The organism is Streptomyces sp. AC555_RSS877 (assembly GCF_019049245.1).
Classification (GTDB): domain Bacteria; phylum Actinomycetota; class Actinomycetes; order Streptomycetales; family Streptomycetaceae; genus Streptomyces.
Genome location: NZ_JAGMUK010000134.1, coordinates 1 through 11,591, shown reverse-complemented (window position 1 = coordinate 11,591; position 11,591 = coordinate 1). Strand labels below are relative to the sequence as shown.

10 protein-coding genes and 2 pseudogenes are annotated in these 11,591 nt (G+C 68.8%); 4 read left to right on the top strand and 8 right to left on the bottom strand.

Annotated elements, in window-relative coordinates; genetic code table 11:
* Window positions 1–264: 264 nt before the first annotated feature.
* Window positions 265–465: pseudogene (locus KUM49_RS49110) on the bottom strand (hypothetical protein); the annotation flags it as partial.
* A gap of 867 nt (window positions 466–1,332) precedes the next feature.
* Here KUM49_RS49110 and KUM49_RS37715 point away from each other — a divergent pair.
* Window positions 1,333–2,478: a VCBS repeat-containing protein gene (locus tag KUM49_RS37715; protein WP_217241481.1), complete on the top strand. Its 1,146-nt coding sequence runs from the start codon at window positions 1,333–1,335 to the stop codon at window positions 2,476–2,478.
* 33 nt (window positions 2,479–2,511) lie between these two features.
* Here the strand turns inward: KUM49_RS37715 and KUM49_RS37710 are convergent, their stop codons facing one another.
* From KUM49_RS37710 to KUM49_RS37700, 3 genes are all read right to left on the bottom strand, one after another.
* On the bottom strand, window positions 2,512–3,051 hold the full coding sequence (locus KUM49_RS37710; RefSeq protein ID WP_217241480.1) for a hypothetical protein: 540 nt from the start codon (window positions 3,049–3,051) through the stop codon (window positions 2,512–2,514).
* A gap of 160 nt (window positions 3,052–3,211) precedes the next feature.
* Entirely contained in the window at window positions 3,212–4,189 is a 978-nt protein-coding gene (locus KUM49_RS37705) for a peptidase (protein WP_308406933.1), read from the bottom strand.
* A 64-nt stretch (window positions 4,190–4,253) separates the two neighbouring features.
* Complete coding sequence (locus tag KUM49_RS37700; protein ID WP_217241479.1) at window positions 4,254–4,784, bottom strand: hypothetical protein; 531 nt, start codon at window positions 4,782–4,784, stop codon at window positions 4,254–4,256.
* Between the two features lie 223 nt (window positions 4,785–5,007).
* On the opposite strand from KUM49_RS37700, the gene KUM49_RS37695 reads away from it, so the two are divergent.
* Window positions 5,008–5,193 (top strand): STAS domain-containing protein, encoded by a 186-nt coding sequence (locus tag KUM49_RS37695; RefSeq protein WP_308406932.1) that lies wholly within the window; start codon window positions 5,008–5,010, stop codon window positions 5,191–5,193.
* A gap of 4 nt (window positions 5,194–5,197) precedes the next feature.
* Here the strand turns inward: KUM49_RS37695 and KUM49_RS37690 are convergent, their stop codons facing one another.
* The 3 genes and pseudogenes from KUM49_RS37690 to KUM49_RS50890 form a co-directional block, all read right to left on the bottom strand.
* The gene (locus KUM49_RS37690) at window positions 5,198–5,992 is read right to left on the bottom strand and encodes a hypothetical protein (protein WP_254402396.1); all 795 of its coding nucleotides are present in this window, start codon (window positions 5,990–5,992) and stop codon (window positions 5,198–5,200) included.
* A gap of 926 nt (window positions 5,993–6,918) precedes the next feature.
* Window positions 6,919–7,059 (bottom strand): hypothetical protein, encoded by a 141-nt coding sequence (locus KUM49_RS50895; RefSeq protein WP_374200249.1) that lies wholly within the window; start codon window positions 7,057–7,059, stop codon window positions 6,919–6,921.
* Window positions 7,060–7,460: 401 nt separating this feature from the next.
* Window positions 7,461–7,928: pseudogene (locus tag KUM49_RS50890) on the bottom strand (JmjC domain-containing protein); the annotation flags it as partial.
* Window positions 7,929–8,530: 602 nt separating this feature from the next.
* Here KUM49_RS50890 and KUM49_RS37675 point away from each other — a divergent pair.
* Window positions 8,531–9,466: a hypothetical protein gene (locus KUM49_RS37675; RefSeq protein ID WP_217241477.1), complete on the top strand. Its 936-nt coding sequence runs from the start codon at window positions 8,531–8,533 to the stop codon at window positions 9,464–9,466.
* Between the two features lie 420 nt (window positions 9,467–9,886).
* On the opposite strand, the gene KUM49_RS37670 is transcribed toward KUM49_RS37675, so the two are convergent.
* Complete coding sequence (locus KUM49_RS37670) at window positions 9,887–10,534, bottom strand: replication-relaxation family protein (RefSeq protein ID WP_308406934.1); 648 nt, start codon at window positions 10,532–10,534, stop codon at window positions 9,887–9,889.
* A gap of 555 nt (window positions 10,535–11,089) precedes the next feature.
* Here KUM49_RS37670 and KUM49_RS37665 point away from each other — a divergent pair.
* Window positions 11,090–11,479, top strand: a complete 390-nt coding sequence (locus KUM49_RS37665) for a hypothetical protein (RefSeq protein ID WP_217241476.1) — start codon at window positions 11,090–11,092, stop codon at window positions 11,477–11,479.
* The last annotated feature ends 112 nt before the right edge of the window (window positions 11,480–11,591 follow it).

Below are 11,591 nucleotides of genomic sequence, written 5' to 3'. Positions count from 1 at the left end.
CCGACCATGTGTGGCGTGTCATGATCGCCGATGAACGGATGTCCAAGCACCGGCTGCCTCAAGTGACTTGACAAGACACAGAGGCACCCCGAGATGCGCAGGAGCGGCGGCACCGGCATCGGTGACGTAGTCGGACGCTTCTGCCGCACACGCGGCACCATCGGCCTACTCAAGCGGCTTCGGGCATCTCACCTCCGGTGAGCCTGCCCACCTCCTTGGCCCGCAGCCCTCAGCGGCAGCCGCTGGCGAAGAAAACCGGGGTAGTCAGTGCTGCATCCAGCGCCAGTCCGGCATGGAGGGCGCATACGGCATGGAGGGCATGTGCGGCGTCCTGCTCATGGCCCGCTGCCACATCCCCCGGGCCTGCTCCTCGGGGCACTGCTGTTCTCCATGCAGCGCGTTGAGGACGAGTAGGCCGCCTGTCAGCGCCGGGATTGTCCACTGCAGGAAGGCGAGCTGCCGCTGTTGCCCGACACAAGAGAGGCCGCACCTCGGGCACTGACGATGGACCACAATCCGGAACAGCCGTCGTAAAGGCAGCTAATATGAGCGACACAACCTGGCCGCGCCGCAGATGGGCCCCGTGGTAGATCCGCCGCTCGTACATCCATTCTTCGGCCCCGGAATGCTGTCGGCGGTTACCCGAGGGGTATAGCGAAGCCTGCAGCGCCAGTATGCTCCTCCGCGTGCTCGTCGCCGGCAGCGCTTCCGGCACATACCGCTGGTTAGATCACGCCGCTCGTGACGCTGCCCGCGTCGTAGACAACGCCGTTGGAGTACGCCTGTCAGTCACAGGTCGGCCCGGTCCTCCAGTGGGAGGGTCGGGCCCGGCGATCGTGAGAGCTCCGTCTCAACGGCTCGTTCAGCCAGCCCGTATGTGCCGGCTGAACGAGCCGACTTCGTACCGGGGGGTCACCGTTTTGCGGTTTCTTCCTCCGTGATCGCTGGCCGGCACTCGTTCAGGAGTGCTTCTGATCGAGCGGTCTGTGCGTGGTTGGCTCCGGCGTGCAGTGACGGATTCTTCGCAACCATAACGCGGCGCGTTGTGCTTCAAGCAGTAATGCCCGCTGTGTCTTTTCTTATTGACGCCATGTCAGCTTCGCGGGACGGTATTTGTGGTTTCGGCGTGGCTCGTTATTCCTTTCACCAGCCTTTCAGCGACGATTCTTCTGGTGCTCGGCGGTTCTGCCGCTGCGGTGTCCGCGCGGCGTGGAGGCTTGTAGTGGCTGTCGCTGAGACCTCGAACTGTGCGTGGCTCCTGATAGGTCTACATGCCGCTGTGTGCATTGTCCGGGGCCTGTTCAGAAACGGTGACAGACCCAGGGAGGAAGCATGCCGCGGAATCACCGCATCGTCAGGGCCCGGAGAGGCCGCAGATACCTGGTGGCCGTCCTGGCGGCGGCAGGGCTGTTCACGGCTCAGGGCACAGCGTGGGCAGACGCACCGGCGTTCGCAACCCATGTCGAGTACGGAACCGGTGGCGCACCGGTGTCCGTGCGGGTGGCCGACTTCGATGAGGACGGCAACGCCGACCAGGTCACGGCCAACTACGACGACGCCACGGTGTCGGTGCTGCTGGGCAACGGCGACGGCACCTTCGACACCAAGACCGACTACGGCGTGGGCAGCATCCCGGACGGGGTCGAGGTCGGCGACTACGACAAGGACGGCAACCTGGACCTGGTAACGGCCAACACCGGGGACAACACGGTGTCGGTGCTGTTGGGCAACGGCGACGGCACCTTCGACACCAAGACCGACTACGGGACTGGCACGTCCCCGTACAAGGTGGAGACGGGTGACTTCGACGAGGACACCAACCCCGACCTGGCGGTCAGCAACATTGAGGACAACACGGTGTCCGTCCTGTCGGGCAACGGGGACGGCACCTTCGACACCAAGGTCGACTACGGCACGGGAACGTGGCCCTATGGGGTCACAGTGGGTGACTTCGACGAGGACGCCAACCTCGACCTGGTCGTCTCCAACGTCGGGGACAACACGGTGTCGGTGCTGTTGGGCAACGGGGACGGCACCTTCGACACCAAGACCGACTACGGCACGGGCGCCCAGCCCTCCCGGGTCGTGCTCGCGGACTTCGACGGGGACACCAACGTCGATGTCGCGGTCGCCAATCTGGAGGACGCCACAGTGTCGGTGCTGCTGGGCAACGGCGACGGCACCCTCGACACCAAGACCGACTACGGCACGGACGCGGACCCCATCTCGCTCGAGACTGCGGATCTGGACGGTGACTCCGCACTCGATCTCATGACGGCAAACGCGGGCGGGGCATCGGTATCCGTCCTGCCCGGCAACGGCGACGGCACGTTCGCCACCAAGGCCGATTTCGGCGTCGACAGCACACCCTTCTCCGTGGCGGTGGGCGATTTCAACAAGGACGGCCGACCCGATGTCACCACCGCCAACCTCAGCCCGGCAACCGTGTCCGTCCTGCTGAACACCACCACTCCCTAGAGTGCTGACGGCCCTGGCCCCGGGCCCGGACCGTCAGGCAACCGAATGGATGACCGTTCCGGTATAGGTGCCTGTCACCGCGGTAACAGGCACCGACACCACCAGCCTCGGCTGCCACACCACAGAACTGCTGGTCATCACGGCTGAGTTGTAGCTGAACGCTGGCCGTCCGACGTCGAGGGGCTTCTTGTCATTCGCGGTGGACTGACCAGGGTTCCAGGTCCCCGGGCCCGTCTTGGACACCAGTGGGCCCGACCAGTAGGAAATCGCGCTGCGTGGGATCCTCTCGGCGGGCGTGCCGCCTCCTGTGGTGAAGTCGCTCGCCGACACCGTCGCCGTCCAGGTGCGGACGCCGGAGCTGGTCACCCGCACCTGGCCCATCTGTACCGAGGCGCTCTGCCCGGCCTCCACCGACCCGAGACTGGCCGTGCCCGGGGCGGTGATAGATGCGGCCATCCGCGCCCGCGGGATCAAGAAGACCATACGGCCCGTCGCGGCCTGCGCGTGCTGGCCCTCTGCCGAGGGCAGCACCAGACAGCTCCCCAGCAGCACCGCCGCCGTCCCGATCCGCACGGGAAGTCCGGGCCATGACAGGCAACGCGACCCCACGTGTATTCCCTTCTGCTTTACGGAAGCCGAAAGGCCTCCCTGTCCTTGGCCGGCAGAACGAGCGCCGCCGCGCTTGCGGCGGCTGGATCCTGTGCGTTCACCGGTTCCACCGACCCAGCGACGCTCAGAACCGGCTCCGGGCGGCCCGGCGACGGCGATAGCTCATCAGCGCCCCGCCGCAGGCGGCCAGCACACCTGCCGCGGCATACCAGATCCCGCGGTGCGAGGACGTAATGAGGGCCGCGAGACTGGTGCCGCCCGGGGCCGGGAAAGTCAGCCGTGCCGACAGGCTCTGCTTGACCGTTCCGCTCTCCAACCGCAGTCGGGCAGTCCATGGTCCGGCCGGCAGTCGCCGGTCCAGGCCGTCCACACTGACCGTGCCCCGGCCGCCCGGAGGCAGCGTCGTGCCCTGTGTGACGGCACGCCCGGGAGCGTCCAGCCCGCCCGGGCCATCCAGAAGGCGCAGTTTGCCCTGCAGGTCCAGGGCCCGCTTGCCCGTGTTGTGTACCTGGGCGACCACACTGGGTTGGCCGTCCTTGTCCCGGCGGGCAACCAGCTTGGTGATGCGGAAGTCGGCGTATTCCCCGCTGTCGCTGATGTCCAGATACACGCGTGTGCCAACCCGCATGATGGAGCCGATGTTGTGCTGGGCGTCGGGTGGGGTTTCGTTCTGCGCCCACACCACCGCATACCGCTCTCCCGGCCTGGCATCCTCCGGCACCCTGATGGTGACCTTCGCTTCCGCCTTCTCCCACGGATCGAGCACCAGCGCGCCCGGTCGGACGCTGGTCCACTCGGACAGTTCGTTGGGGGCCCTGCCGTCAGCGAAAACGAACCGGTTCTTCGCGATCTTCGCCGCGGCTGGGTACAGCTTCACCTCACGCTTGGTGTCGGAGTTGTTGGCCACCTCGAACCGGCGCTCGATGGTCGTTCCCGGCTTCAGGTGGTCGACAATGTATTTCAGCGCACGCGGATCATCCCGCCGCACTACAGGGGCCTCAAGGAGCCGGAAGCCGATATAGCCAAGCTCCGGCCCGTCTTCGGGCGATGCGGACACCGCCGCCGCCGGCAGGCAGACGAAGGCATGGGCCACAACGGTCACAGCTGCAGTCACAGCCACCAGCTGACGCAGGGATCTCATCGCTCCGCGCACGATGCTCGGCGCCTCAGGCCACGGAGTGAGTCACGGTGCCCTGATAATCACCGGAGACGCTCGACGCTGGAACGCTGACCGTCAGGGTGGGATTCCAGCTGACGGAGTTGGCGCCGTTGCCGCTGGCCCGGGCGAACGCCGTACGGGGAGCGGCCAGGGTTCCCGCACTCCCGGGTGTGAACGGCGGGTTGACCGGATTGATCGCCTCCCCGGCATCATAGGTGACGTTGCTGCCCGGGATGGTCTCGGCCGTAGAACCGCCGCCCGTCGTGAAGCCGGGGGCCGCCAGCGATACCGTGGCCGTCCAGGTGGTATTGAGCTGGGACCGCTGATCATTCACCGTGACATTGCCCAGCGCCCCAGTGGCCTGGCCACCGGGTGCAGCAGAAGAGAGAGTGGCATTGGCTGGCGCACTAATAGTCAGCCCCGTCGTCGCCGTCACAGTGAACGTGGTCACCGTGTCAACAGCCGACGCCGGCACCGAGGTCGCCACCACCGCGCCCATCGCCCCGGCACAGACAATCACAGCATTCCGAACACGCATCCCTGCTCCTCACGCACATGATCACTGAGCAGAGGCATAACCGTTCGAGTGCGCAAGGAATCAGGGAAGCACCCATTAATCACACCATAGGGTTATCAAGTGGAGCTGGGTGTATCCGATACCTCGGGTTCCTCCCAGCCTTTGGGACAGCGGGACCCCACCGTGAAGGGCGACCCGTTAGCCGCCTGCACGAGGCATCTGGACGTCGTTCCCGTCCGGGCTGGTGCTGGAGATGTCCGGGGTGGGCTTCCTCGACTCCTCCGGGCTGAATGAGCTGTTGCGGTTGCGCTGGCGGGTGGCTGACGCAGGGGGATCTCTGGTGCTGGCTGGGGTCGGCCGGCTCGACTGGATCCAGTACCTGCCGCACGCCGGGGCGATCGAGGTCCGTGACATCGGCTGGGCGGGCTGATTCGTCAGCGGCGGCGGAGATCCTCGGACCAGTGCCGGAGCCGGTCCTCGAGGGCGAGGTTGTCGCCGCGGGCCACCGTCTGCAGCAGCTGCGCGCACACGGTTGCTTCGGCGGCGAGGCCGGCCGGGCTGCCCAGGACGGGGAAGGCGTCGCGGACGCGGGCGGCGACGTCCTCCTGGAGCAGCGAGTAGGCGTAGAGCGTGGCGGCGTCGAACCCCTCCGGAGCTCGCCCCCATCCCTCCCAGTCGAGAAGCCGCAGCGGCGCGGTGACGTTCGCCCAGTGCAGATCGGAGTGGGCGGTCGTCCAGCAGGTCACGTCCGGGGCCGGGATGCCGACGAACTCGGGGATGGCCCGGTCCAGGTACTGCTGCCGTACGGCGACACGGTCAGTGACAGTTGCCGAAACCTTCTCCAGCGCCTCCGCCAGGTCGGCCCACCAGGAGTGCGGCAGCTGGAGGTCGCACTGGAGGACCGGGTCGTCGGACAGGACCGGCTCATCGACGCGGGCCGACAGCTCCGCCCGGTAGGCGGTGCCGTCAGCGAAGGCATCGTGGACAGCCAGAAGGGCGGGCCGGCGCCCGCCGAGGTCCCCGAAGGCGGGCTGTGCGTCCAGGGCGCCGTCCCGCAGCTTCCCCGACGCCTTGGCCTCCGGTGCGGACACGAGCCGCAGCCAGACAGGCTCTCCGTCGGTGGTGCGGGTCGGGGCACCCAGGGTGCGACCGGCCCAGCCCCAGAACTCGCCGCCCGACTCCGTCTGGACGGCCAGGGCCTTGGCGGCGCGGGTGTGGTGGGCGCGCATGCGCTGTTCGGTGTCCGGGTCAGGAGGAGGCGAGTACACCAGTGATCTCCCGCAACTTGGCGGCGGTCAGGGAGGGTTGGGCGACGGCGTCGGCCGTCTGGCTCCAGTGTGGCGCACTGGAGGCGGCGATGAGGACGTCTGTCACTCCTGGGCATGACGCGACCGCGAGTACGCATGCCTGTGCGGGGGTCAGGCCCGGCCGGATGAGGTCGGCGAGCTCCTGGTCGACCATGGCGGGCAGTTCGCCGCCGTGCAGCGGTGCGCAGGCCATCGCGCGCAGTCCCGCGCCGGCGGCGGCCGGGAGCGGCCCCCGGCCGTCCAGGGCCTGGACGATCGGCGTCGTCATCACCAGGCTGACCGGCATCTGGACCGCGACCAGGTGGTGGCGCTGGCCGCCCGCGGCTTCGGCGGCCAGGGCGAGCAGCTCCGCCACCGTGAACGCTTCCTCTTCCAGACCCGCCCAGGTGGCGATGCCGTACCCGGCCAGGTTCCCGGCTGCCACGGCTTCCTCGAGGACGACGAACGCCTTCCGCAGCGCGCGGTGCAGTGCCGGCGGTCGCCGGGGTGGGCGCGCTCCGGGTTGTGCAGCAGGACCAGGTCCAGCCGCTCGCGCCCGAGCTGCTCGCGGCTGCGGCCCATCTGCCAGCGCACGTACTGCGGGGCGAGGCTGTGCCCGACCACGGCCTAGTCCTCGGTGAGAACCCCGGCGTTCACGGCATCCGCACCGGTGGCCGCGGTGAAGTAGCCGGCCTTCGTCGCCATCCGTAGGGCCGGGTGGGCGGCCAGGGCCGGGGCCAGCAAGTCCTGGGCGCGGCCGGTGGTGTAGTTGGGGGCGGTGTCGATCCACTGCGCGCCGGAGGCGGCCGCACGGGCGGCCGCCTCCGGGATCGCCCGGCACCGGTAGGTGCCCAGAGCGAGCTCCGCTGTCACAGCAGGCTCCCCACCATCGCGGCCTGCCCGGCAACGAGCTCCTGGACCAGCCCGACGACATCCTCCACATCAAGGCCGGCTGTTTCGCCGAGCGCGGCCAGGTCCACGGTGCGACCGACGACCAGCGGGCGCAGCACCGCGTCCGCCGCCGGGGCGAACTCGAACGTGCTCCCGGCTGCGGACACGTCACCGCGTCCTCGCCGACCTCCAGCACCGCGCGGGCGGTCATCAGCCGCACCCGCAGACCGCCGTCGACCGGGATGCCATCGATGTACGGCAGGCTCGGCACCATCCGGCCGACGGCCTGGCCGTCCATCGCGGCCCGGTAGCGAGCGAGCAGCGTCGGGTCGTCCAGCAGTTCCGCGAGCCGCTTGCGCATCCCGTCCACGGCGTCGGTCTGAATATCCGGCGCGGCGAGCAGCGGCAGATCGCGCCGCCAGTCCTCGTGCGTGAGCAGCTGCTCGGACACCCACGCCATCAGGTCCGTCGCGGTGTGGGTCTGCAAGCCGCAGGTGACATGCAGCGAGCGGACGCCCTGGTCGGCGGAGACCGCGTGCCACACGCCGCGCGGCACGTACAGCACGTCGCCGGGGTGCAGGACCAGGTCTGCGACCGGCTCGGTGGGCGCCTCGCCGGGGTCCTCGATGTCGCGGCAGAGCGGGAACGGTCGGGTGGTGCCGTAGATCCGCCACCGCTTCGCGCCGTCCAACTGGACGATCACGGTGTCGTGGTCGTCCCAATGAACACCGAACCCCTCGGTGCTGGTCCAGGATGCGTAGAGGTTCGCCTGCACGCGAGTACGGAGGTCGCGCTCGATCGCTTCGCAGAGGCGGGCGACGGGCGGGTGGAGTTCGTCGACGCTGTCCAGGGCGAGGGAGGCGCCCTCCTGGAGGCGGGTGTGCAGTTCGGCGGGGTGGAGGCGGTGCCACACCGTGTGTCGGCGGGTGGCCACCGGCGTGGTGTATCCGCCGACCAGCAGCGTTTCGCCGTCGAGGGAGAGCCGCATGCGCGGCGGTTCCAGGCGGTGTGCGGCCAGGATCTGGTTGAGGTCGTCCCAGGTCATCAGTCCGGCGACGTCGAGGGCGCCGGGTACGTGGCGGTGTTCGCGGTGCAGTGCCTGGGCGAGGAAGTCCTCGCCCAGGCACGCCGCGATGGACGTGTGCGTCATCGCGTCAGGGCTCCCGATCCGTCAGTCGTTGCCGTCGCTCTTGCCGGTGCCGCCACCGTCCGAGGGATGGCGTTGCGGCCCCGGGCGGCGACGATCGCCCGGCGGGAGCGGACAAGGCCGCCGGTCGACGGCCCGGACGTGGCGGGCGGGGGCGTGGCGGGACTCTGCATGGAATCCTCCTGCGGGGTTGGTAGCCGGGCCCTGGACAGCCGCGGCCGCGAACACCCCCAGTACAGCCACGGCGGACCCTGGCGATAACCCCGTGCCGGGGCCCCCACGGTGGGTATGGTCGTTGGGCTGACGCACTGTCATTCCACGAGATTTCACGGGGACTTGTGGACGACTTACCGCCGTAACCCGCCCAATTACCGCGCCGTCTGCTGGCCGACCCCGCGTTCGTCCGTGCCCTGCACGAGCGGGACTTCACCTCGGTGTTCGCGATGGCCCACGACGCGGGGATCTCCTTCAACCGGATCGCGGAGGCGTGCGCGCTCAAATCCGAGCACGTCAGCCAGATCGCCCGGGGCACCGCAGCTGTCACCGCGCTGGCCACTGTCGAGCGAATCGCCGGCGGACTGCGCATTCCCGATGCCCTACTGCGGCTCGCTGCGCAACCCTGGGAGGACACCGCCGCCCACAGCACGGAGTCCCACCATCGAGATGACCCCATGAAACGCCGCAACCTGCTGCGCGGCGCACTGGCCGCCGGCCTCACCACTCCGGCCCTCGCCGCCCTCACCGCCGCGCGGACCGACGTCGACCAGACCCTCTCCCCCGACATGCCCCAGGACTTGGCCGACCTGGAGGCCGCTGCCGAGAGCTACGGGTACGGCTACAACGGACAGCAGCCCACCCGCGTCCTGGCCGACCTGGTCACCGACTTCACGACTTTGCGCCCGGTGCTCACCGTCCCGCAGCCCGCACCGGTCCGGGCGCGGCTGTGCCGTACGGCCGGGCAGATGGCCGGGATGACCGCGATCGTCCTGCATGACCTGGGCAGCCGCCGGGAATCCCGCGCCTGGTTCGCCACCGCCGCCCGGGCCGCCGCCGAATCCGGCGACGACCAACTGCACGCCTGGGTGCTGGCCCGCGAGGCGATGGTGCCGCTGAACTACGGCGCCCCGAAGGCGGCGGCCGGCCTCGCAGAACGGGCCCGTCACCTAGCCAGTTCGACGCGCGTGCATCCGGGAATCACTGGTGCCGGGGAGTCCTCTCCTCCGCGACTGACGGCGGGGTTGATGCGTGGCTCCTGTGCGGTCACCGGGGTCTCCTGGGCTGAGGACATGGCGGGCGATCCGAGCGTACGCGGGAACACCAACATCCCGGCCCTGCCCGGGCAACGGGGCGGCCCGGGCGCCGGGCGTGTCCGGGCCTGACCGGACTGCCCGGCGACAACCGCGCTGGCCTGGTCCGCCGCCGCGCCCCAGACCTGTACGAGGCGATCCCCGCCCAGCACCACTGCGAGCGCGCTGTACGGGAACTACGAGACGTCGATGTCGACTGTCCGCGCACGGCCTGTCCGTAGTCGAGGGCGGTGATGCCCCGGTGGTAGGTGTCGTACCGGCGTGGTGCCCAGTAGGGTCGGCCGGCCTCCTCCAGCACGGGACGGCGTTGGAGACCTTTGTGTCCGTGGTGTCCGCGAACACGAACGCCACCGGCGCCAGGCCCTCCCGGCCGGTCGGCGGGTAGATGCGGCGCCACAGCCGCTTGTCGTGGTCGATGTGCTCGATCGCGTCCGGCCGGGAGCGGGCCAGGTCCATGGTGTGCTTGTCCGCGTCCGGCGGCAGCAGTCGGCCTCACTGCCAGTACCGGTGCAGCTTGTGCACCAGGTCGTGGGCGTCCTCGCTGCGGCGGTCGATCTCCAGCAGCATGACCGGCACGTTCGAGTCCGGCGCCCGCACCACCAGGTCCGCCCGCTGCACGTACCCGTTGCCGAGCCGGTGGCCGATCTCGGTCTGGAAGCCGAGCCGGTGCCCGATCCCAGCGCAGTGGAATTCGGCGGCCGTTGAGGTGACCGCTGCGGCGTGGTCGTCGTAGCCGGTGCCGAGCATCTTCCCGGTGACCGGGTCGTACTTCTCTTCGCGGAGCACCGAGACTGGTATGTCTTTCGGCTCCAGCAGTGTCTTCGCTTCGCTGTCTCCTCGCTTGGTGAGCACCCATACCTGTCGCTGGTCGTCCTGGACCGATTCGATCCTCACCAGGTGGTGTTCCTCCAGATCCAGGAGGTTGTCCCGCGTGAGCTTGTCGTGCTGGTTGTCCGGGCGGGTCAGCTTCCACAGTTGATCGGGCGTCGCTTTCTGAAAGATCCCCAGCGCTTGCAGCAGTTCCCTGCGTCGAGGTTCGGTCGAAGTCCTCCTGTGCTTGGGACGCCTTTGGACATGAGGGTTGTCGGACCTGCGGCGACCCCCTGTCCGGCGGGACTGACCTGCAGAAACGTCCGGCACTTGCTGGCGGGGCGCGGAGGGGGTGATGGAGGGGTCTGCGGAGGGGGTCTGTTCCGGCTCGTCGGCAGCGCTCGCCACGGGGTACTCCTGGTGGTGGGGCGGGCTGATCCCGCCGTGCACCTTCTACAGGTGTGTTTTTCGGCTCCCGTGTGACGCCGATCTTGAAAAACCTGTCGGCCGTGACCGCATCGTGATCAATGCAAGTTGACCTGTGACAGCGAAGTTGGACGGTTTGCCACCGAAGTTGGACCAACGCTGTTTAGCGACGAGGAAGTTGGACCGATTGGGGTGGGTGCATACGCAGTGAGGGCGCCTCGTTGGGGTGCTTCGCGGGGTTTTGGTATGTGATCGTGTGGCTGGCTTCTACCGTCGCGGGTGATGAGCCCGCCGAGGTGCGCGGGCGTTGAGGCGAGGGTGGGCGGTGGCGGTGCCGTCGTTGATGGCCGCGTTGCAGGCCAGAGCGGACAAGGCCCAGATGCGGGCCAGGCCGGACGGTGGCGGCGGGCCCACCGGATTTCCGGGCGGTCGGGCCGTCATGGTAACTAGGATTGACCCATGACTAGTCGACGTCAGCTGATACTTCGTCTGCCACTGCCCTTGCCCCTGCTGTTGGCGTCCACGCTCTCCCTGGCGGCCTGCAGCTCGACGCCCTCCAAGGCCACGGTGGCGGCGCGCGGGTTTGCCAAGTCCTCCTGCGCCTCCCTGCAGCAGCTGACCGACCACCTCGCCCGCCCCCGGCCGTCGGATCTGACCGACCCCTACTACCGGACCGCCGAGCAGTACCTGAACACGGCGACCAACCGCGCCGCCGACGCGGCTCAACAGGACGACGGCTACCAGGAGTTCGCCGACACCCTGCACCGGGCGGCCGTGACCTGGCAGGTCACCTTCACGCTGGACAAGGCCGAGCCGCTGATCCAGCAGGCGCGGAAGGAGAAGTGCTGACACTCTCGACGTGAACTAGTAGGGCTTGGTCAGGTCGGTATGGGGTCTGGCATGTCGCGGTGACAGGTGGGGCAGGCGCCGGTCCAGACCGCGAGGAGTAACTGCAGTTCGC